The sequence below is a fragment of the Chryseobacterium sp. SIMBA_029 genome (assembly GCF_046535275.1).
Classification (GTDB): Bacteria; Bacteroidota; Bacteroidia; order Flavobacteriales; family Weeksellaceae; genus Chryseobacterium.
On the sequence record NZ_JAWRXA010000001.1, the window covers coordinates 391,596 to 413,102 of the forward strand.

At 35.8% G+C, this 21,507-nt stretch carries 21 protein-coding genes; 14 read left to right on the forward strand and 7 right to left on the reverse strand.

Annotated features, from left to right (window positions below):
- Positions 1-127: 127 nt before the first annotated feature.
- Positions 128-733, forward strand: coding sequence for a bifunctional nicotinamidase/pyrazinamidase (gene pncA, locus SB679_RS01915; RefSeq protein WP_410700553.1), 606 nt, complete (start codon positions 128-130; stop codon positions 731-733).
- Between the two features lie 109 nt (positions 734-842).
- Here pncA and SB679_RS01920 read toward each other — a convergent pair whose 3' ends face one another.
- On the reverse strand, positions 843-2,033 hold the full coding sequence (locus tag SB679_RS01920; protein ID WP_410700555.1) for a pseudouridine synthase: 1,191 nt from the start codon (positions 2,031-2,033) through the stop codon (positions 843-845).
- Positions 2,034-2,136: 103 nt separating this feature from the next.
- Between SB679_RS01920 and aroB the strand changes: the two genes are divergently transcribed.
- Entirely contained in the window at positions 2,137-3,183 is a 1,047-nt protein-coding gene (gene aroB / locus SB679_RS01925) for a 3-dehydroquinate synthase (protein WP_410700556.1), read from the forward strand.
- A gap of 64 nt (positions 3,184-3,247) precedes the next feature.
- Here the strand turns inward: aroB and SB679_RS01930 are convergent, their stop codons facing one another.
- Positions 3,248-4,021, reverse strand: a complete 774-nt coding sequence (locus SB679_RS01930) for a hypothetical protein (RefSeq protein WP_410700557.1) — start codon at positions 4,019-4,021, stop codon at positions 3,248-3,250.
- A gap of 449 nt (positions 4,022-4,470) precedes the next feature.
- On the opposite strand from SB679_RS01930, the gene SB679_RS01935 reads away from it, so the two are divergent.
- The 4 genes from SB679_RS01935 to SB679_RS01950 all read left to right on the forward strand — a co-directional run bounded on the left by SB679_RS01935 (position 4,471) and on the right by SB679_RS01950 (position 7,069).
- On the forward strand, positions 4,471-5,121 hold the full coding sequence (locus SB679_RS01935; protein WP_410700559.1) for a porin family protein: 651 nt from the start codon (positions 4,471-4,473) through the stop codon (positions 5,119-5,121).
- A 232-nt stretch (positions 5,122-5,353) separates the two neighbouring features.
- A complete protein-coding gene (locus tag SB679_RS01940; protein WP_410700561.1) occupies positions 5,354-5,602 on the forward strand; it encodes a hypothetical protein in 249 nt (82 codons plus the stop codon).
- On the forward strand, positions 5,554-6,039 hold the full coding sequence (locus SB679_RS01945; protein ID WP_410700785.1) for a porin family protein: 486 nt from the start codon (positions 5,554-5,556) through the stop codon (positions 6,037-6,039). The genes SB679_RS01940 and SB679_RS01945 overlap by 49 nt, the downstream gene beginning before the upstream one ends.
- A gap of 316 nt (positions 6,040-6,355) precedes the next feature.
- Positions 6,356-7,069 (forward strand): porin family protein, encoded by a 714-nt coding sequence (locus SB679_RS01950; RefSeq protein ID WP_410700563.1) that lies wholly within the window; start codon positions 6,356-6,358, stop codon positions 7,067-7,069.
- Positions 7,070-7,150: 81 nt separating this feature from the next.
- Here SB679_RS01950 and purF read toward each other — a convergent pair whose 3' ends face one another.
- From purF to SB679_RS01975, 5 genes are all read right to left on the reverse strand, one after another.
- Entirely contained in the window at positions 7,151-8,650 is a 1,500-nt protein-coding gene (gene purF / locus SB679_RS01955; protein WP_034711188.1) for an amidophosphoribosyltransferase, read from the reverse strand.
- A 118-nt stretch (positions 8,651-8,768) separates the two neighbouring features.
- Positions 8,769-9,488: a phosphoribosylaminoimidazolesuccinocarboxamide synthase gene (purC, locus tag SB679_RS01960; protein ID WP_410700565.1), complete on the reverse strand. Its 720-nt coding sequence runs from the start codon at positions 9,486-9,488 to the stop codon at positions 8,769-8,771.
- Between the two features lie 32 nt (positions 9,489-9,520).
- Positions 9,521-10,216: a DUF3307 domain-containing protein gene (locus tag SB679_RS01965; RefSeq protein WP_410700567.1), complete on the reverse strand. Its 696-nt coding sequence runs from the start codon at positions 10,214-10,216 to the stop codon at positions 9,521-9,523.
- Between the two features lie 2 nt (positions 10,217-10,218).
- Positions 10,219-10,824 carry a SatD family protein gene (locus SB679_RS01970; RefSeq protein WP_317739734.1) on the reverse strand — a complete coding sequence of 202 codons (606 nt, stop codon included), beginning with the start codon at positions 10,822-10,824 and terminating at the stop codon, positions 10,219-10,221.
- A gap of 156 nt (positions 10,825-10,980) precedes the next feature.
- Positions 10,981-12,882 (reverse strand): endonuclease, encoded by a 1,902-nt coding sequence (locus SB679_RS01975; RefSeq protein ID WP_410700568.1) that lies wholly within the window; start codon positions 12,880-12,882, stop codon positions 10,981-10,983.
- Between the two features lie 190 nt (positions 12,883-13,072).
- On the opposite strand from SB679_RS01975, the gene SB679_RS01980 reads away from it, so the two are divergent.
- The 8 genes from SB679_RS01980 (at position 13,073) to SB679_RS02015 (ending at position 21,405) form a co-directional block, all read left to right on the forward strand.
- On the forward strand, positions 13,073-14,212 hold the full coding sequence (locus tag SB679_RS01980) for an acyl-CoA dehydrogenase family protein (protein ID WP_410700570.1): 1,140 nt from the start codon (positions 13,073-13,075) through the stop codon (positions 14,210-14,212).
- 22 nt (positions 14,213-14,234) lie between these two features.
- Positions 14,235-14,732: a DinB family protein gene (locus tag SB679_RS01985; protein ID WP_317739731.1), complete on the forward strand. Its 498-nt coding sequence runs from the start codon at positions 14,235-14,237 to the stop codon at positions 14,730-14,732.
- Positions 14,733-14,934: 202 nt separating this feature from the next.
- The gene (locus SB679_RS01990; RefSeq protein WP_410700571.1) at positions 14,935-17,865 is read left to right on the forward strand and encodes a reprolysin-like metallopeptidase; all 2,931 of its coding nucleotides are present in this window, start codon (positions 14,935-14,937) and stop codon (positions 17,863-17,865) included.
- Positions 17,866-18,327: 462 nt separating this feature from the next.
- Positions 18,328-19,041 (forward strand): hypothetical protein, encoded by a 714-nt coding sequence (locus SB679_RS01995; RefSeq protein WP_410700572.1) that lies wholly within the window; start codon positions 18,328-18,330, stop codon positions 19,039-19,041.
- A gap of 13 nt (positions 19,042-19,054) precedes the next feature.
- Positions 19,055-19,474: a hypothetical protein gene (locus SB679_RS02000; protein ID WP_410700573.1), complete on the forward strand. Its 420-nt coding sequence runs from the start codon at positions 19,055-19,057 to the stop codon at positions 19,472-19,474.
- Between the two features lie 287 nt (positions 19,475-19,761).
- Positions 19,762-20,229, forward strand: a complete 468-nt coding sequence (locus SB679_RS02005; protein ID WP_034711166.1) for a nucleoside triphosphate pyrophosphohydrolase family protein — start codon at positions 19,762-19,764, stop codon at positions 20,227-20,229.
- 1 nt (position 20,230) lies between these two features.
- Entirely contained in the window at positions 20,231-20,797 is a 567-nt protein-coding gene (locus SB679_RS02010) for a TlpA family protein disulfide reductase (protein ID WP_410700574.1), read from the forward strand.
- A gap of 2 nt (positions 20,798-20,799) precedes the next feature.
- Positions 20,800-21,405: a DUF4230 domain-containing protein gene (locus SB679_RS02015; RefSeq protein ID WP_410700575.1), complete on the forward strand. Its 606-nt coding sequence runs from the start codon at positions 20,800-20,802 to the stop codon at positions 21,403-21,405.
- The last annotated feature ends 102 nt before the right edge of the window (positions 21,406-21,507 follow it).

Genomic DNA, 21,507 nt, shown 5'->3' on the forward strand with positions numbered 1-21,507 from the left:
TTCTTTTTAGATTGAAAAACCTTTATAACAAAATGTTTTAGAGAATGCCGATTTGTCCGATAATTAAGTTTTGGACAAATTTTTGAAGATTAGTTTTTTGTAAATTTAAAATTCGAGAAATCTAAATATGAAAAAAGCATTAATAATAGTAGATGTACAAAATGATTTTTGTGAAGGTGGAGCATTAGCTGTTCCGGGGTCTAATGAAATCATTCCTTATATTAATCTTCTGATGGAAGAAAATGAATACGATCAGATTGTTTTAACTCAGGACTGGCATCCTTCCAACCATAAAAGCTTCGCAAGCAACAACGGAAGAAATGTAGGAGAAAGCATCATTCTAAACAGTGTTCCTCAGTTTATGTGGCCGGATCATTGCGTTCAGGGAACTTTTGGAGCAGAATTCCATAAAGATTTAAACAGAGATAAAGTAACCCATATCATTCAAAAAGGGAAAAACCCTGAAATTGACAGCTACAGTGGTTTTCAGGACAATAACCATTTCATGAAAACCGGTCTGGATGATTTCTTGAAATACCACGATATTCAATTGCTTGAAGTGGTAGGTCTTGCCATGGATTATTGTGTGAAATTTACCTGTCTGGATGCAGTAAGCAATGGTTATATTACATGTCTGCATTTCAACGGAACAAAAGCAGTGAATGTAAAACCTGACAACGGCAAAGATGCTATCTATGATATGCTACAAAAAGGAGTGACTATTTTGGGATAGAAACATCCGTTTACAATACAAAAAAGCGTGGTAAATATTTTACCACGCTTTTTATTTTTTGTTGAAAATCAAAGTAAGAATTAAAAATTATTACTTTTCCTATAAGCTTTTAAAGCATTTTCAGGTTATTCACTTCCAGCTCCGTAAGGATTCTCCAGTGTCCACGTTTGATATTCTTTTTCGTCATGCCTGCAAACATTACTCTGTCTAAGGCCTCAACCTCATATCCTAATCGTTGGAAAATTCTTCTGATCACACGGTTCCATCCAATGTGGATCTCGATTCCTACTTCATTTTTAGGTTTCCCTTCGATGAATGAAATCTGATCTACCGTAGCAATTCCTTCATCCAAACGGATTCCTTCCAAAATCAACTTCATGTCTTCATTCGTTAATTTCTTGTCCAACGTTACATGATAGATTTTTTTTGCTTCGAAAGATGGATGCGTTAATTTCTTCGTCATGTGTCCGTCATTGGTCAAAAGAATAACCCCTGTTGTAGAACGGTCTAATCTTCCTACCGGGAAAACACGGTATGGAGAAGCATTCGCCACAAGATCCATTACCGTTTTTCTGGCTTTGTCATCTTTAGTCGTAGAAATATATCCTTTAGGCTTGTTCAAAAGAACGTAAACAGGTTTTTCCGGAGTAATGCTTTGTCCGTCAAAAACTACTTTATCTGTTTTTTCTACCTGATAACCCATTTCAGTAACTACTTTACCATTCACCTCTACCAGGCCTTGGGTAATCAACTCATCAGCCTCTCTTCTGCTGCAGATTCCTGAATTAGCAATGTATTTATTTAGACGGATGGTATCTTTATGAACATCTTTTTCAATTTTATTGAACCTTCTCTTCTGTACAAAAGATCTTGCCTTGTCTTCGTTTTTATCATCTCCGCCTGACGGTCTGCGGCCATATTTCAGGCTGCCTCTTTCATACTTATCTCTAGCTTTAGCGTCCTGACTTCTGGCACTACCACCTCTCTTGGGAGTAGAGTTTCCGAAAGATTTTTTATCCTCATTTCTGCTGGTGATATAAGGTTTTTTCTCAAACTTCGAACTTTTCTCCTCATCTCTGCCCTCAAAACTCCCTTCACTTCTTTTGAAAGGCTTTTTCTCAAACTTTGAATTGGAACCAGTATGTTCGGAGCTTCTTCCGCTATCTTTTGTAAAAGTTTTCTTAAAAGGTTTTGATCCTGAAGAATTTACGGATCTTGAAGCACGAGAATCATCAGAATTCTTTCTTGTTGAAATTCTTGGTCTTTTTGGCTTTTCTGAATTGTTATTATCTCTGCTCATTCTAAAAAATTTCTGCAAAGATAGTAATTTAGTTACGAGTTAAAAATTAAGAATCATAACTTTGCAATATAGTTTTATAATTAACGTAACAGAAATTCCAAAAATGATAACATTATTAAACGATAATTTCTCTCAATTAAATGATTTTTTGCAGGAAAAATCGTTCAGCAAAATCTTTATTTTAGTTGATGAAAACACTCATGAGTACTGTCTGCCGGTTCTTTTAGGCAATTTGGAGACAGATTTGAGTTTTGAAATTTTAGAGATTGAGGCTGGTGAGGAAATGAAAAATATCCAGACTGCCAATCACCTTTGGGAAATTTTAACGGAAATGCAGGCGGATAGAAAAGCCCTGATCATCAATCTTGGCGGCGGTGTTATTACCGATATGGGCGGTTTTGTGGCGTCTACCTATAAAAGAGGAATACAGTTTATTAATATTCCCACTACCCTTTTATCGATGTGTGATGCTTCCATCGGCGGGAAAACTGGGATTGACCTGATGCATTTTAAAAATATGGTAGGAACTTTTACCTTCCCGGAACAGATTTTTATATACCCTCAATTTTTAGATACCCTTCCCTTTAAAGAAGTAAGAAGCGGTTTCGCAGAAATGCTGAAACACGGACTGATTGCCGATAAAAAACATTGGGAAAGCCTTATACAGATCCATAAACTGGATGTAGAAAGCATTATCCCGCACATTCAGACATCTATGGATATTAAACAGGACGTCGTTGAAAAAGATTTTCATGAAAAGAACATCAGAAAAACATTAAACTTCGGCCATACCATCGGCCACGCTGTTGAAAGTTTGTGTCTGGAGCAGGGAAATCCGATTCTTCATGGAGAGGCTGTTGCGATGGGAATGATCTGTGAAGCCCATCTGGCTTATCTTGAAGGTCTTATTTCCGAGCAGGATTCAACCATAATTATTGAAAATATTCAACGGTATTATCCTTATTTAGATGTGAGTGATTTTAAAGATGATGATATTTCAGCACTGCTATTAAACGATAAAAAAAATACGGAAAGTAAAATCAATTTTTCTCTGCTTTCAGGAATAGGTTCTTGTGTATTCGATCATCAATGCAGCCAGAAAAACATTTTGAAAGCGTTGGATTTTTACAGAAAACTGAATGATTTTTAATCTACGTTTTCATTACAAACACAAAACACATTTTAAAATTGCCTAAAAATAAGTTGATTTTACATTACCTATTTTTGGGCAATTGATCATTTATAGACTGTTTGCCTTTTTGCAAACGCTGCTGAAGCGTCTGATATACTTCTTCCAGTTCATTCGTATCATTATAAAGATACGGAAGATAAAACCCAACTCCTTCCATATACATTCTTATTTTATTTCCCTGCCATTTATCTTTTACCATTTCTATTCTCACCTGATCGGTAAAATAAGCCTTCTTCATTTCTTTACGAAAAAACATAGATACCGCATTGGTACTTCGGGTTGTAGAACCAAAGTCGTAGATGGGGAAAAACTCAAAACTGTCATCATCAATGATCAGCTGTACAATTTTTTTCCTGCGGATGAAGAGTTTTATCCCTGTCAATAAGCAATAGAAAGCTGCACATAATACAATAACAGAGAATACTGCTATGATAATAACCTTAATGACAAATTCAGTTTGAATATCTTTTATAAACACAGGAAATAATTGAGCAAAAAGATAAAAGAAAAATAAGGGAAATAGAATCATGACGACACTTAAAGTCGTGCTTCTGTAAGGTGAAATGAAGAATGTTTTACGCCCGGGACGATCCTGGTAATGCACCGGCACTGATGGATCTGCTGTAAAAACATCATAAATCAGCTTCGTGACCAGCAAAAGCATTACAACGCATATCCCAATCATTAAGTAGATATTGAAAGGATATGATATCGTATTCGACATTGATATAAACATCGTAATCATAGCCAATCCTATAATTGCGGCAATAAATTGTATTAGTTTTTTATGTTCCATATTGTACCAGTATGTAATAATACACTTTTTAGAGCAGGTAGTAAAAAAACATCCGAATATCCGCCAGAGGCATGTATTACAATTTTACACATAATCATTAATGAGTATTAATGCTTCACTCCGTTATCAATTAACATAAATAAAAACCCTGCCGATGAATGTTAATAAATTATCTTATTCTGTATGTTTTTTAGTAAAGTTTTATGAAAAACTGCTTTTTCGAGAAATAATTATTTATAAAGTTTCTAAACAAACGTTTAATTAATTAAATAAAAAAATGATAATCAGTATTTTACAAGCAAAATCATTTATTTAACAATTTAATTTAACACTGACTTTTATCATAAAAATTATTTTTGGCAAGCAATTTGAAAGATACTCTGCGTCAACAGAAAATTGACAGTAGTAAAATTTAGAATTAGAATAGTAAAAAATAAAAAAATTAAGTTATGAAAAAGTTAATTTTAGGATTAGCAGTAACTGCAAGTTCGTTAGCATTCGCTCAAACAACACCTACTTCATCTTCAAACCCAGTTACATTTGGGGTAAAAGGTGGAATGAACGTTTCTTCACTTTCAAATGGAGCTGATTTAAGCGATTCAAAATCAAAAATCGGATTTAACGCTGGTGTTTTTGCAAACATTCCAATAGCAAGTTCTTTTAGTATACAGCCAGAGGTTATTTATAATGATCTGGGATCAAAAGTAACAAGAGAACTTACAGCAGGAGGAAACACCTACAAAGCAGATTATTCTAGAAATTTAGGATATATCGCAGTACCGGTAATGTTCCAGTACAACGCACTTCCTAACCTTTATTTAGAAGCAGGTCCGGAATTCGGATTCTTGGTAAGTGCTAAAGACAAATTTAAAAATTCTACGAACGGAAATACCAACTCTAGCCAAACAGCATCTCTTAACAAAGATGATTTCAATACATTTAACTTAGGTATTGGTATTGGTGCAGGGTATTATTTCACTCAAAACTTAGGACTTACTGTTAGATATACAGCTGGAGTTACAGATATCTACAAAGATAATTCTGGAGATGCTGTAAGAAACAACGTATTCCAAGTAGGATTAGCTTATAAATTCAAATAATAAGCACTACAACATTCAGTAACAAATTTTAAATTCAATAGAAAGACCAGTTTTACTTGTTAAAGCTGGCCTTTTTTTGTTTATCTATTTAATTGATTGAATACCAAGCACAATTCAATATCATCAGTTATTGCGTCTTCCAAACGGGATATGACTTATATCAACAACTCTGTTTTCGGTAAGAAATTTGCACTCAGGAAAAGGCAAATTAAACATATAATCAGCAATAACTATGAAAAAATTAATCTTAGGAGCATCATTAATTGGATGTTCTCTGGTATCTGCACAGCAAAACACACCATCAAAATCTTCAAATCCTGTAACATTCGGAGTAAAAGGAGGTCTTAATGTTTCAACCATCACTAACAGCTATAACTACAAAGACAACAAACCTAAAGTAGGATTCAATGCAGGAATTTTGCAAATATCCCAATTGCCGGCAAATTCAGTCTTCAGCCTGAACTTTCCTATAACCAGGTAGGTTCTAAAATAGAAATTGATACCCGCTATGATCTTCCCGGCACTGTAGTAAGAATGAAAAATAACGGTTCCCTGACATTAGGATATTTATCGCTGCCTGTTATACTTCAATATAATATTCTTCCCAATCTTTATGTAGAAGCAGGTCCGGAATTCGGATTATTATTAGGAGGAAAAACAGAAGACAGCTGGACTGAAACAACAACTTCGGGAAACAATATCAGTATAATTTCAAGCAGCAGCAACAGAAAAATCATTAAAGATTATTATAATACATTCAATATGGGAATAGGTATTGGAGCCGGTTATTTCTTCACTTCTAATTTTGGAGCTACTGCAAGATTTACAGCAGGATTAACGGACATCTATAAACATAATACTGTAGATGCAGTGAGAAATAATACATTTCAGGTTGGTGTAGCTTATAAATTTAAATAGCATATTAAAAAAATAGTAATAATGAGCAGGTTTATTAATAAGGCTGCTCTTTTTGTATAAGAATTAGAATATTTTTCAAGTAAAAAAATCTGTCAATAAAACTCAATTATATTCATTAAAAGTTCAATTAAAATCCAGTTTTTTTGTTCATACTTTTTAAATTTAAAAAGAATACAAACATTTCTTCAACCCTAAACAGGCTTACAAAGGCCTATTAATCAAGGATTAGAGACTTTGGCAAGAAATTTGCAAAATAAATCCTGTCTGGATGAATATTCGGATAAAAATTAAATAGTAAAATTTAAAAAACGAAATTATGAATAAGTTATTCCTAGGACTAGCAATGGTCGTTGGCACATTAGCATTTGCTCAAGAAACGGAAACAAAAACAGTAGCAGCGGCTCCACTTAAACAAGAAAAGCCACCTATTAGATTTGGTATTAAAGGAGGAGGAAATGCGGCTTCATTCAATTCGCAGGAATTAAGCCTTAACAATCAAAAAATTGGATTTCATGCTGGGGTGTTTGTTAATATTCCACTTTCTGAAAAATTTAGTATTCAACCGGAGGTACTATACAACCAATTAGGAGCAAGAAGTGTTCTTTCGTCTACAGATGTAACAACGGGAGCAACCAATGTAAAAACGAAAAATGAGGATAAAATAACGATGAACTATGTTTCAGTTCCGTTGATGCTTCAAATGAGACCTACCCGTAATTTTTATATTGAAGCAGGTCCTGAATTCAGTTATTTCCTAGATGGTAAAACTAAAGGAGATCAAACGATTTCTACTACTACAGCAGGAGTTACTACCACCCAAACATCATCTCACTCTGAAGACCTTAATAAGGACGATGTGAATAAATTCAACCTGGGTCTTGGTCTAGGATTAGGATATGATTTCACTCCGCATTTAGGAATCAATGCAAGATATGTAAACAGTCTTACTGACATGAGAAACAGTAAGCCGGAAGGTACAGATCCATTAAACCACAGAGTATTTCAACTGGGTTTAAATTATAAGTTTTAAAAACCAATTTTTTAACTTCTATAGAAAAGGTCAGGCTTATTATTAAACCTGACCTTTTCATTTTTTATGGTAATTCAATGATTAATTGAATAGTTCTATTTCTTCTCCTTTTTCTACTGGATATTCTTCTGTAAAGCATCCGAAACAATGGTTAGAAGATCCCAAGATTTCTTTTAAGTTTTCTGTACTTAAAAATTCTAAAGAATCTACTCCCAGATAATCTCTAAGCTCTTCAGTAGTCATATTTGCAGAGATCAGGTCATCTTTTGACGGTGTATCAATCCCCAGATAACAAGGTGCTATAATCGGCGGAGAAACACTTCTGAAATGAATCTCTTTTACCCCTGCATCTTTTAAGATTTTTACCAGTCTCTTTGATGTGGTTCCACGAACGATAGAGTCGTCTATGATCACTACTCTTTTATCTTTAATCTCTGAGATGATCGGGTTCAGCTTAAGGTTCACTACCCTTTCTCTCATTTCCTGTGTAGGAACGATGAAACTTCTTCCGATGTATCTGTTTTTAATTAAAACAGGACGGAAAGGTATTCCTGAAGCCTTTGAAAAACCGATAGCAGCCGGAACTCCGGAATCCGGAACTCCAATCACGATATCAGCATCTACGGGCGCCTGCTCCCATATTTTCTCACCAGATTTTTCTCTGATTTCGTAAACATTGATATTTTCTAATGTAGAATCGGGTCTTGCAAAGTAAATATATTCAAAAGAACAGATTCTTTGTTTTCCTTTTTCTTCATTAACCATGTAAGAATTAAGTTTTCCAGGCTCATTTTCATTGGTATAAATGATTTCTCCCGGTAAAATATCTCTTACATACTGAGCACCTACGGCATCTAATGCTACAGATTCTGAAGCAACAACGTAAGTATTTTCATTGACTGCTCCTAATACTAAAGGACGGATTCCATTGAAATCACGGAATGCAAAGAATTTATTTCTCGTCATTCCTACCACAGAATAAGCACCTTCAATTTTTTCCATGGTTGCTTTGATAGCAGCACGCAATCCAAGGTCAAGATTTTTTTGAATTAATCTTAAAATAACCTCGGAATCCGAAGTGGCTCTGAATACGACCCCTTCTGCTTCCAATTCATTTTTTAATTCTCTTGCATTGGTAAGGTTACCGTTATGTGCAATAGAAAGTATAATCTGATCATATTCATTTTTGGCAAAAAACGGCTGAAAATTATACTTTTTTTTGTCTCCTGCAGTGGTATAACGGGTATGCCCAATTGCAGAATTTCCCATAAAAGCTTCCGGATCCTGGATTTCTTTATAAACATCTAAAACCAATCCTTCATCTTTCAGGTTATTGATCTTTCCGTTTTTCAAAACAGAAATACCACATGCTTCCTGGCCTCTGTGCTGTAAAGCAAAAAGCCCGAACTGCGAAAGAGAAAATGTATCAAGATCATCATCAGAATACATTCCGAAAATACCGCATTCCTCATTGGGAGCATCCAGTCTTTCTTCGTCCTGCGTTCTGAAGAGATTTCTTCCGTAAGGCTGGTCTTTAAATTGTTTTAAATATTCACTTTTATGAATGTCTAAACTTTTCATTTCTATTTTTTCTAAATTATAATGATGGAAGCTGGAAATCTGAAATCCGAAGCTGTATGATAAACTTCTTTTGATTTCTACGGACTTCCAGCTGCCAACTTCTGGCTTTAAGCTTCAATTATTTAGCAAGCAATGTCTTCAATCTGTTGTAGATCTCAACATATGCTTCAGTTACCTCTCCCAAATCTCTACGGAAACGGTCTTTATCTAATTTTTTCATTGTATCCTTATCCCACAGTCTGCAGGTATCAGGAGAAATTTCGTCAGCTAGGATGATTTCACCGTCTGAAGTTTTACCCAATTCGATTTTGAAATCAACAAGGATGATATTCATTTTATCAAAAAGATCGATCAGGATTTCGTTGATCTCAGCTGTCAGTTTATACATCTCAGCAAGTTCTTCATACGTTGCAGCCCCTAAGAACACAGCATGATGATCATTGATAAGCGGATCTCCTAATTCATCTTTTTTGTAGCAGATATCAAAAATCGTTACCGGAGATTTGATTCCTTCTTCTACTCCTAGTCTCTGTGCCATACTTCCTGCAGAATAGTTTCTTACCACCATTTCTAAAGGAATAATAGACACTTTTTTTACCAATTGCTCTCTCTCGTCCAATTGTTTAATGAAATGAGTTTTGATCCCTTTTTCATTTAAGTATTCAAAGATAAGGGTCGTGATCGCGTTGTTCATTTCGCCTTTCAAATCAACCTGCCCTCTTTTTTGAGCATTAAATGCTGTAGCATCGTCTTTAAAACGTACGACTACTTGATCAGGGTTATCGGTAGCAAAAACTTGTTTCGCTTTACCTTCGTACAACATTTCTTTCTTTTCCATTTTCTAAAATTGTCTTTATAGTTAGATTTATATTATTGAATTAAAATTCCAATCAAAACAGCCATTCCAAAGCTTAAGAGCGTGCCGATCAGTACATACTCCGTTAATTTTCTTTGTTTGGCCTGTGCCAGATCACTGAATCTGAAAACAGATTTTGCAGCGACCATAAACCCCACTCCTTCCCAGTGGTTTACCATAATAAAAGTGAAGACTAATAAACGTTCTAAAATTCCGATATATTTTCCTGCACTTGCTAAAGATTCGGTTTGTATTGTATTATTGGTCTCCGGAACCGGCGTCCATGAAGACAGTAAAATTTTAATAAAAATTGAAGCCGGAGTGGTTAAAAACAGGACGGCTATAAGTATTTTCAAGAAGTTCTGATTTTCTAAAAAATCAAAATTAAATTCCTGAAAATAGAATGAAACTCCTGCAATAACCAGGATATGAAGAAGCTGGTCTATTAAAAACCATCTTTTTTTAGTTTTTATCTTTTGGAAAATAAGCTTGCAGGCATCGATAATGAAATGGGAAACTCCCACCAAAACAGCTACCCACCAAAGCTGCAAATCCCAAAGGAATATAAAGCTGAGAACAGTATGAATGATAACGTGAAAATACAGATACTTGCTTTTCAGCTTGCGGTTTTCTTTATCTGCAACCCATGAATCTGGCTGAAGAACAAAATCTCCGAGTAGGTGAGCCAATATGAGTTTAGTGAAAATCATTTTTACAGTTCCGAAATTTTCTTTCTAAAATATTGATTAGTTTCTATGATAAGCTCGTAATTAGCCCGTTTCAATCGTTGACTTACTGAGGATTGAGAAATTGCAAATTTCTTTGCGAGATCTTCCTGAGTGTTGTCCTTATTCATGATCATTTCATGAATGATTTCTGCAGTAGCCATCGTCCAGCTGTCAAAGTCTTTGGAAGACCATTTCAGTAGGATATTAAGATCCCGGTCTACAGATTCATTGGAAGTTTTAATAGAAACGGTATGTCCGTCACTTTTCAGTTCATCCAGTAATCGTCCGGAATGTACATAAGCGGTTCCATTGGATTCCGTGATTTTCTCTGAGGAGAAATTTTCTTCACCGATTCCTATGGCGATTCTTACATCTAAATTTTCCTGACTTCTTATAAGAGATTTTATGGCTAAAAAACGCCAGAAAACGACATCAATATTACATTTAAACTGGAATTCGTCTCCTCTGTAAATTTCCCATGTTAGGGGTGAGCTCCCCCAGGATTCTAGGAGATTCTTTAGTTTGGTGATCCAAACTTCAGTGTCTGCGTGCTGCGAATTTATAATATCACCGGTAATGACCGCTATCATTTTGCAAATATAAGCATAATTACTTATAAATAAAAGATATAAGCAGAAACACTTATAGATATTAATTATTAGTGAATCTGCTTATATCAATTATGCATTAAATACAAGGTTTTTACGGTTTATACAACCATCTGTCTTTTAAAAAAGTAGTTGAAATTATTTTTTAATAAACGGATATGTCTTGCCGTCCAGCTGTAGTAAATAATTTCCTGCACTGATATTCTGTACAGAAATATTCTTCTTATTTTTAAACGGATTTTTTTCGGAATACATGAGTCTTCCTGAGAAATCTAAGATTTTTGCATCTTTAATTCCCTCCGTTTTACCATTCACAAAGATATTCTCATTTACCGGATTCGGATATATTGTAAATTCTTCATTTCCGGCAACCCAATCAGAGGCAGACAGCGTGCTTCCTAAGTTGAGACAGTAGTTGATTGGATAAGAATCCCATTCGCTGCTGTTGAATGTAGTTGTTGGCTGGTTGATGGCTGCTTTCCTGTACAGAGAAATATTTGCATTGCTGTTACTTGTGTATTTCACCCCAATTGCATCTACAGTAAGAGTTTTATTATAAGCCAGCTCAACATAATTTTCTCCTGTAAAGGTCATAGGATCTGAAGCGGTCACAAATTTTGCCTGACTATTAGAATAGCATGATAATGTAGCATTGGGATTCAGGATAACAAAACTCTCATTATTTCCAACCTTCCCTTCTAATTCATAAGTATCTGCATTATAAAAGTTTCCGGTGGATGGATTTTTCAGGTGAATATTGATCCTGTAGTTATTTAAATTAACTTCATGACCGGTTTTATTAACGATTTCCAGGGCTTTATTATTTCCTGAACCCTCAATATACTTTACAATCATAAGATCTTTGGAATAAGAATCTGAAGGCAAAGTAACCGCAGTAGCTACATTACTGAAAGGTGACTCTAAATATCCCTTATCAAAAGCTTTGACAGTAAAAGTATAAGTGGTGGACGGATCCAGATGATCGATGCTTATAGATGTATTTTTAGTGGTAGCAACCGGTGTTGCGGAACCATTCATATAGATTCTGTATCCTAATATATCCGTATCCGAAGTAGCACCCCAGTTAAGTGTTACGAAATTAGCATTCTGCTGAGTTGATGTTAATGAAGTCGGAGCCAATGGAGCAATACCATCCGGTGTTTCGGACCAGACTATATTCACCCATTCCGGATGATCAATAAAAGGATTTCTATTTTTTTGAATAGCATAGACAGCATTGTTCCTGTCGATTTCTCGCTGAGAAACGGGATCTAGAGCGCTCCACTGTTTCAGCATTTCAATATAAGGTAAATCGATAGCTCTTTCTTCTGTGCCATCAAGCGGACATTGATCGGTAGCAGGAGTTATATTTGCGGAAGTTGTGTAGGCGGTATTGAATGAACCTAATTTCCCTTCATATCGTACCGCAAAATATAATAACGTACGGGCAATATCCCCTTTAAACTCATTAATAGGTTCATAAACCCTTCCTACATAAGGATAATTGGGAATTGATCCGTTGCTTATCCGTGATCCGTTGGTAAAAACATAAAAATTGGTATTTCCTCCAACTCCATAAGGATAATTATTTCTTAACTGATTGATTCGTGCATCTACAGGAATCAGAAAATTCAAATCAGAATACATAGGATAATCACTCACACTAGAGCTCGTACTAAAAGTACTTTGTGGCATCATGTGCTCTCTGTTATACCCTAATCCTTCTGCACCGGCACCGGAAATCAACTGTGTTGATATGTACTCATAAGCATCCGGACCTGACGGAATTTCCGAATAAAGATCTAATAAATAGGTCGTATTGGTGGCATCGTGGTCATAATATTTATCCAGATCAGTTTGGTTATAATAATTAGGAAGGTCTCCATAATGCCAGCTGATTGTATTTTGTGCAATAATCGTATGAATTTTTGCTTTCAGGGCATATCCGGTTAATCCAGCTGTTCCATCATAGTATCCTGCAGGAGCCTGCGCGGAAAAAAATGACGAAAATAAAATAATAGGAAGTAGAATTTTTTTCATTCTTTAAAAATTGGGAAGCTAAAATAGTAAATTAAAATAACCAAAACTGCAAAAAGTTTATTAACAAAACATTAAATAGCAAAATATAAGAAACTGATATTTAAATTATTAAGGATATGACGCTATGTGTGAAATAATTTTTTTGGCTTTCCGTCAATTTGGTTATCTTTGGCAATTAACTATTATCTATATGAATACAGAGACTATTGACAACATTAAAATGATCGCTGAAACAGCAAGAGAGTTTGCTGAGAAAAATATCAGACCGAACATTATGGAATGGGACGAAAGCCAGACTTTCCCAAAAGATTTATTTCACCAGTTAGGAGAAATGGGTTTTATGGGTGTTGTTGTTCCGGAACAATATGGAGGTTCAGGTCTAGGCTATCATGAATATGTTGCCATTCTGGACGAAATTTCTCAGGTAGATCCTTCTATTGGACTTTCTGTAGCAGCACACAACTCACTTTGCACCAATCATATTTATGAATTCGGAAATGAAGATCAGAGAAACAAGTGGCTTCCACAGTTGGCAACCGGAAAAGTAATCGGAGCCTGGGGATTAACAGAACACAATACAGGTTCAGATTCCGGAGGGATGTCTACGACTGCAGTGAGAGATGGTGACGAATGGATAATCAGCGGTGCCAAAAACTTTATCACCCATGCTATTTCAGGAGATATTGCTGTGGTAATGACAAGAACAGGAGAAATTGGAGCAAAAAACAATTCTACTGCTTTCGTATTGGAAAAAGGAATGCCTGGTTTTTCTTCAGGTAAAAAAGAAAATAAATTAGGAATGCGTGCTTCAGAAACTGCAGAGCTTATTTTTGACAGTGTTCGCGTTCCGGATTCACACCGTTTAGGAGAAGTTGGAGAAGGATTTAAGCAAGCCATGAAAATTTTGGATGGCGGCCGAATTTCTATTGCAGCTTTAAGTTTAGGAACGGCAAGAGGAGCTTACAAAGCTGCTTTAAAATATGCTAAAGAAAGACACCAGTTTGGAAAGCCTATTTCAGAATTTCAAGCCGTGAATTTCATGCTTGCAGATATGGCAACAGAAATTGATGCTGCAGAACTTCTTATTCAGAGAGCTTCAACATTGAAAAATGCTAAACAAAAAATGACAAAAGAAGGAGCAATGGCAAAATTATATGCTTCTGAAGCTTGTGTGAGAATTTCTAATAATGCAGTACAGATTTTCGGAGGTTACGGATATACCAAAGATTTCCCTGTTGAGAAATTCTACAGAGATTCTAAACTGTGTACTATTGGTGAAGGAACTTCTGAAATCCAAAGACTTGTTATAGGAAGAGATATTACAAGATAATTTTTTTTTAAAAACCAAATAAATGATTAAAAAAGCCCTTTTAGGTGAATTTCTGCATGAAGCGGAAAACACCAGAAAAATTTTAAAAGCAATTCCCGATACTGCTTTAGAATGGAAACCTTCTGAGAAAAACTGGACAACCGGCCAGCTTGCCTCCCATATTGCAGAAGTATACAATTGGTATACAGACACATTCAATAAAGATGTTTTTGATATGGGATCTTATCAGTACGATAAAGGTGATATTTCTAAAGCTGAAAATATTGTTGCTAAATTTGAAGAGAATGTTGCCAAAGCCAAGGAGGTTTTAGAAAATTCTGATGAGGGTACTTATTTCAATGAATGGAAAATGGAAATGAACGGAAACGTTCTATTCCCTCCTACTCAAAAGATTCAGGTAATCCGTGGTTTTTTGTTTAACCACTTATACCATCACCGAGGTGAATTGGTTGTGTATTTAAGATCTACCGGAAATAAAGTTCCCGGCTTATACGGACCGACCGCCGACGACAAAATGTAATTTAGAATTATTTTGTTAATAATCAAGTAGCACACGTATTTTGCGTGTGCTATTTTCTTTTTAAGAGACAAAGACTTTTTAATTATATTCAATGTATAGCATAATATTTTACGGATGAAGTCTAAAATTTTCTTAAAAAATTTTGTTTTTCGTAATATATTTTTTATTAGCTTTGATATACCACAATCAAAATAAATTTTATATGAAAAAACAGTTATCCATGATTGGAATGCTTCTTATCTCAGGCATTTCATTCGCGCAGACCGACCGACTTTGGACTGAAAGCTCAAAAAGAACACCATCAGAGATTTTTGAGAATAAGACCAACATCAACAATCCAAAGATCTTCAGCCTTGATTTTAATGGGTTGAAAAGCGCACTTGCAAAAGCTCCCAAGAGAGTTGCAGCAGGACAAAAATCAGAGACTATCATTTCTTTTCCGAATTCTGAAGGAAAAATGGAAAATTTCAAAGTCAGAGAGAATTCAAATTTCGCTCCTGAGCTTGCCGCAAGATATCCTGATATCAAATCTTATGTAGGTGAAGGCCTGGGCGATTCAAACTCTACCGTATACTTCAGTATTTCACCACTCGGCCTGTCTTCCATGGAAATTTACGGCGACAAATCTGCGGTTTTTATTGAACCTTACACAAAGGATTTGTCCGCCTACGTTGTTTATAAAAAGTCTGATAAAAAAGATGACCTTAATAAATTCGAATGTAAGGTAATTGACGTAGCCCAAAAAGGAACTGCCGGTATGAACCTTACTGCAAGACCTAATGCAGATGATGCCCAATTAAGAACCTTCAGACTGGCACTATCCTCTACAGGAGAATACACTACTTATTTCGGAGGAACAAAAGCAAATGCTTTAGCAGCAATGAATAACACCATGACCCGTGTTAACGGAGTTTTTGAAAAAGATTTTGCAGCCAGAATGGTATTAATTGCCAATAATGATGCTGTAATTTACACCAATGCTTCTACGGATCCCTATTCGGCAGCTTCAGGAATGAGCAGCTGGAATTCTCAGCTTCAATCAACCTTAACTTCTGTTATCGGTGAAGCCAATTATGATATCGGACACTTGTTTGGCGCTTCAGGAGGTGGCGGAAATGCCGGATGTATCGGTTGTATCTGTACGAATGGATCAAAAGGAAGCGGTTATACTTCACCTGCTGACGCTATTCCTTCAGGAGATAATTTCGATATTGATTACGTTGCCCACGAAATGGGCCACCAGTTTGGAGGAAACCATACCTTCTCAATGAATAACGAAGGAACAGGTGCTAATATGGAACCGGGCTCCGGGTCAACCATTATGGGCTATGCAGGAATTACAGCTCAGGATATTCAACCCCATTCCGATGCTTTCTTCCATGCGATAAGCATCCAGCAAATCACCAATAATATTAAAGCTAAAACATGTTCTGTAAACACTTCCACCGGAAATTCAATTCCGACGGCAGGCGCAGGGTTAGACTATACTATTCCTAAAGGAACTCCATTCATGTTGACAGGAACCGGAACAGATGCGAACGGTGACTCATTGACTTATATCTGGGAACAGATGGATAATGCTTCATCTTCTCAAACGGGAGCCAGTTCCGCAGCAACTGCAACAAAAACTACAGGTCCTACTTTCAGATCGTGGACTCCCACAACCTCTCCGACCCGATATTTTCCAAGAATGACTTCTGTTTTAACAGGAGCGACCACAACAGCCGGTTCGGAAATCACGGTTGAAGCCCTTCCTTCTGTAGCCAGAACGCTGAATTTCAGATTCACAGTTCGCGACAACAGAGCTGGTGGATCTGCTAATAACTCCGATGATGCTGTGATCACTGTTAATGGAACTGCGGGACCTTTCAGTATTACTTCACAAAATTCAGCAACAACTTACACAGGTGGAACTTCACAGACTGTAACATGGAGTGTTGCAGGTACAACAGCCAATGGCGTGAATGCTGCCAATGTAGATATTCTTTGGTCAACCGATAACGGAAATACATGGACTACTCTACTGGCCGGAACTCCAAATGACGGAACTCAGGCTGTTACCATTCCAAATTCTTCTACCACTACCGGAAGATTAATGGTAAAAGGTTCCAACCACATATTTTTTGATGTGAACAATGCAAACATTACTGTAAATGCAGGTTCAGGCACAACAGATACCGTAGCGCCTACCGCTCCTGTTCTGGCTGCATCGGGAACGACTTCTTCAACCACGAATCTTTCCTGGAGCGGAGCAACAGACAATATAGGAGTTACAGGATACGATGTTTATCAAGGTACTTCCCTGATTGGTTCTACTGCGTCTGCAGCGTATACCGTAGCAGGTTTAAGCCCTTCAACGACTTATACTTTTACCATTAAAGCAAAAGATGCAGCAGGAAACGCTTCTGTTTCCAGTAATTCAGTAAGTGTAACTACTCTTGCAGGAAGCACTATTACCTACTGTTCCGCTTCTTCATCCAATACAGCAGATGAAAGAATTGGAAATGTTAAATTCGGTACTATTAATAACACCTCTACAGGAACTGCAGGATATGAAGACTTCACTTCTGTTTCTACTAATGTGACCCGAGGAAGTGCTTACACCCTTTCTGTAACTCCTACCTGGACTTCTACCGTATACAGTGAAGCCTATGCGGTTTACATTGATTACAACCAAAACGGAAGTTTTACAGACAGCGGAGAGCTTGTTTGGTCTAAAGCGGGATCTACGACGACTCCGGTTACCGGAAGTGTTACTATTCCGTCTACAGCTTCTTTAGGATCAACAAGAATGAGGGTGATCATGAGATACAGCACGACTCCAACAACACCTTGCGGCTCTATTACGTACGGACAGGTTGAAGACTATACTGTAAATGTCGTTTCTTCAGGAAGAAATGATCTGTTGACTACAGCTGATCTAAATAAGGATATTAAGTTATATCCGAACCCGGTAAGAGATATTTTATCTATTTCAAATACGTCATCTGAAGATTATAAAATCTTCGATATGGGTGGAAAACTAATTAACTCAGGAAAACTTGAAAGAGGAACCGTTAATGTAAGTCACCTTATAAAAGGAGCTTATATGATCCAAATTGGAGAAAACGGTAAGAGATTCATTAAGAACTAATAACCGAGCAAACACTTGGAAGGCTGCCTGATTGGGCAGCCTTTTTTATTGTAAGTCTTAGATCCATATCTTTAATTAAAAGTACGCGTCAACCTTTTTATTGCCAATAACTTAATTCATTATAATTTTAACGTATAATATATTGTTAAAAAGACACTTATGGTTGTAATTAATTTACATATAATATTTTATTTTAAAAAAATATACATTATTTGATTTTTTGATTTAAATTTATCGTTCGAAATCATTCTATTATTGTACTGTTTTACCCAACTTATTATTAGAGGGTAGTTCTGAGATCGTTTTTACGATTGGTTACAGATGATCAGTATCTCCAAACATTTTTTTATGTAAAAGACCGGAAGTCACAAGATGACTGGAAGAGGACTATTCTTCAGCAGATATCCTATAGTGATATCCAGATTACCTCTACTTATTTTTTACATAATTAAAATTTTATATATGAAACATTTATTTAAGTACTTCTTTTTTTTAACGATTGCTACTTTTTCAATTGGTTGTAGCTCAGACAGGGATGAAGAGATCATTGAAACTACCGGGCCCATCACGCATGTATTTTATAAAAATGCGGATGAATTTGCCTTAACGTATGACCCTGCCGGAACCGTAAGCCCAACAATCAGAAACCAGGCTTTTGATTTATATAAACAAGGGAAATGGAGTAATCTGGAAGCACTCTTTAAAGCTAATAATCTTAATGGCGGATGGCCACCTGCCAATGGCGGATATAACATAGTGGATGATGTTTCTTTTCAGGCGGGACAAAAATTTGACCGATACAGCGGAGCCATTGGTAATTACGACGGAACCGGAATTCCTAATTTGGGAGGGAGTTTTACAAGTCCCATATTAAATGGGTACGTGTATACTTTTGCACAAAGAGCATTAAATCAACCTGAGGCTTCGTATGATTTTTATTATGAAATCGATGTTTTGAATAATTTATTACCTTTCAAGTCTCAAACGGCAGATGTAATTCCCTGGTTTAATCAAGTGGGTGGCGGTAAACAAACGATGTGGAAAATTCCGATCGATATAGCGACCGGCTATCAGAAAACATGGAATAAATTAGCACAGGAAGGATATGTAAAAATCACCATCAAAAAAAGTCCTAGTGGAAAATACAATGGCTTAGTAGGTACAGTTATCCAGTAATAAATAAATCAAGATGTATTCAATAACAAAAAAAATAGGCATTCGTGAAAAAGCTTCTCTCGCAAAAAATATTTTCAGCAATGATGAGATTATCCCATCAGCTGTAACCACATTTACCTGTTGTGATTGCAGCTATCAAAACACCATTGAAATTGTTCCTTACGAGTCCGGATTCCCCATCTTTCAGATTTATCATGAGGACAAAGTACTATCTAAAAACGAATTATTACAACATAAAATCGTTACAGAAACTTCAAACAGAATGCTGCATTTCGGAGAATTAACGGTTAATGATTTACCCACTTTATATTTTGGAACCGGCTGCCCATCTTGCGGCTCGAACTATTTTTGTGTATTTAGTTATGGAGAAAAGCAGCCGGGATTAACTCTTTTGGAAATTTCAGGGGTCTGGAAATATGAAGAATTAGAATAACTGATTGAATATCATCAAAACTTTCAACCAAAAATCCGCAGTTTTCAGCTGTGGATTTTTCTTATTAATATTAGTATTGCTCGCAGATCAAGCAGATAGCGCAAATCCTTTTAATACCTTCAAACACAATCATCTGCTCAATCTCCAAAATCTGCGTGAGAATCATATCTAATAAATATAGGAATGACCAGAAAATATTCTTCATATTCCCCTTCAGTAACACATTTTAGCCCATAGATTTTATCATTTACAAATCGTTTTCTATCTTTGCCATAAATAAAAAATTCATGGATAAAATTGATAGTCTGAACCAAGTAGCCGAATTCCATACTACTTTCAAAGCCCCTATTTTAGAAACCCCACAAATCCCTTCTCCTGAAAGATGTGCTCTTAGAGTAGAACTTTTACAGGAAGAACTTAATGAATTGAAACAAGCTATTGAAGATAACAATATCGTAGAAATTGCGGATGCTCTTTGTGATTTACAATATGTTTTAAGCGGTGCGGTTCTTGAATTCGGACTTGGCAGCAAATTTGTAGAGCTATTCAACGAAGTTCAGCGTTCCAATATGTCGAAAGCATGTGATAATGAAGATCAGGCAAAAGAAACCGTTGAATTTTATAAAGAAAAAGAAGTAGAATCTTTTTATGAAAAATCCGGAGAGAAATTTAATGTGTATAGACAAGCAGACCATAAAGTTCTGAAAAACAAATACTATTCTCCAGCTGATTTAAAAACGATTATCGAGAAATAATATGAAAAAATTTATTACCAATATGGTTGCCCTTTCAAGTTTGATGTTGGCTGTTCAGCAGTTTAACGCTCAAAAAGTGGTGGTAAACCGTGAAGTTGAAACTCAAAATGACGGTAAAATGCTTTTGGGTAATCAACTGAAAGAACAGTTCCTTAAAGCACCTTATGCCGACTGGTATACGAAAGAACATGATGAATATGCGATCGACCAGAAAGCCATCAGTGAGCTGAGAAAGGCAAAAATAAACACTTATTCTATCATGGTTTTCATGGGAACATGGTGTGAAGACAGCCACAGGGATTTTCCAAGACTTATGAAAATTTTGGAGGAGTTGAAATATCCTGACAATAAGCTGACGATTATTGCGGTTAACAGAAAGAAAGAATCTCCTTCCGGAGAGGAAAGTCTTCACAATATTCAAAAAGTACCCACCATTATTGTTCAAAGATACGGCAAGGAAATTGGTCGAATTATAGAAATGCCTACCACAGGTTATATTGAAAGAGATCTTGTGGAAATTTTAAAGAAGGACGACACGTCTGTAATCAGAGAAATTTTTAAGAAATAGATTTGAAAAATTATAAAGTAATTATATCATTTGTTGCAGGAGCTCTCATTGTATTGTTCCTGTTTTTGGGATTGAAATCATGTTTTAATCTTGGAGGAAAGACTGAAAAATCTGATTATTACATTCTGACCAACCAAATTTCCAAGATGAATAAAATGGTGGTTATCGAGCAGAATACCTCCAGCATGCAGAAAACAAAAATGGGATATGAGGTTCTTGGAAGTGAAGTTTCAAGCAACAGTATTATCACCTATACCAAAACGAATGCGCAGGTTTCTTATGACCTTAACCAAATGAAAATAAAGGTTGATTCTGTTAATAAAAAACTGATTATTACTGAACTTCCCAATGCAGATATAAGAATCACTCCAAGCGTAGAAATTCAATCAATGGATGATTCATTTTTCAATAGAATTTCTGAGAAAGACATTAAAAATGTAACGCAAAAAGCTAAAGATGTTGCGATTAAGTCCATCGATCAGAATCAACTGAGAAATGAAGGACACAAACAGTTAATGGAAAATCTAAATAACATTTTTGTACTGGCAAAAGCATTGAATTACAAGATAGAAGACGAAACCGGAAAACTGGGGATTTTAGGAATGTAAAGCATTGAATCTTTTAAAAAGATAAAAGTTTTTCGTTATCCAACACTTCAATTAACAGGAATTGACCTAATTATGTAAATAATCAATAAAATTCATATTTAT

Bases quoted from the DNA above. Each gene is read 5' to 3' on its own strand.
- SB679_RS02010 (WP_410700574.1), top strand. From the start codon at position 20,231: ATGAAAAAATTTATTACCAATATGGTTGCCCTTTCAAGTTTGATGTTG.
- SB679_RS01975 (WP_410700568.1), bottom strand. From the start codon at position 12,882: ATGAAAAAAATTCTACTTCCTATTATTTTATTTTCGTCATTTTTTTCC.
- SB679_RS02000 (WP_410700573.1), top strand. From the start codon at position 19,055: ATGTATTCAATAACAAAAAAAATAGGCATTCGTGAAAAAGCTTCTCTC.
- purC (WP_410700565.1), bottom strand. From the start codon at position 9,488: ATGGAAAAGAAAGAAATGTTGTACGAAGGTAAAGCGAAACAAGTTTTT.
- purF (WP_034711188.1), bottom strand. From the start codon at position 8,650: ATGAAAAGTTTAGACATTCATAAAAGTGAATATTTAAAACAATTTAAA.
- SB679_RS01970 (WP_317739734.1), bottom strand. From the start codon at position 10,824: ATGATAGCGGTCATTACCGGTGATATTATAAATTCGCAGCACGCAGAC.
- SB679_RS01990 (WP_410700571.1), top strand. From the start codon at position 14,935: ATGAAAAAACAGTTATCCATGATTGGAATGCTTCTTATCTCAGGCATT.
- SB679_RS01965 (WP_410700567.1), bottom strand. From the start codon at position 10,216: ATGATTTTCACTAAACTCATATTGGCTCACCTACTCGGAGATTTTGTT.
- SB679_RS01980 (WP_410700570.1), top strand. From the start codon at position 13,073: ATGAATACAGAGACTATTGACAACATTAAAATGATCGCTGAAACAGCA.
- SB679_RS01950 (WP_410700563.1), top strand. From the start codon at position 6,356: ATGAATAAGTTATTCCTAGGACTAGCAATGGTCGTTGGCACATTAGCA.
- SB679_RS01985 (WP_317739731.1), top strand. From the start codon at position 14,235: ATGATTAAAAAAGCCCTTTTAGGTGAATTTCTGCATGAAGCGGAAAAC.
- SB679_RS01920 (WP_410700555.1), bottom strand. From the start codon at position 2,033: ATGAGCAGAGATAATAACAATTCAGAAAAGCCAAAAAGACCAAGAATT.
- aroB (WP_410700556.1), top strand. From the start codon at position 2,137: ATGATAACATTATTAAACGATAATTTCTCTCAATTAAATGATTTTTTG.
- pncA (WP_410700553.1), top strand. From the start codon at position 128: ATGAAAAAAGCATTAATAATAGTAGATGTACAAAATGATTTTTGTGAA.
- SB679_RS01940 (WP_410700561.1), top strand. From the start codon at position 5,354: ATGAAAAAATTAATCTTAGGAGCATCATTAATTGGATGTTCTCTGGTA.
- SB679_RS02005 (WP_034711166.1), top strand. From the start codon at position 19,762: ATGGATAAAATTGATAGTCTGAACCAAGTAGCCGAATTCCATACTACT.
- SB679_RS01995 (WP_410700572.1), top strand. From the start codon at position 18,328: ATGAAACATTTATTTAAGTACTTCTTTTTTTTAACGATTGCTACTTTT.
- SB679_RS01930 (WP_410700557.1), bottom strand. From the start codon at position 4,021: ATGGAACATAAAAAACTAATACAATTTATTGCCGCAATTATAGGATTG.
- SB679_RS01935 (WP_410700559.1), top strand. From the start codon at position 4,471: ATGAAAAAGTTAATTTTAGGATTAGCAGTAACTGCAAGTTCGTTAGCA.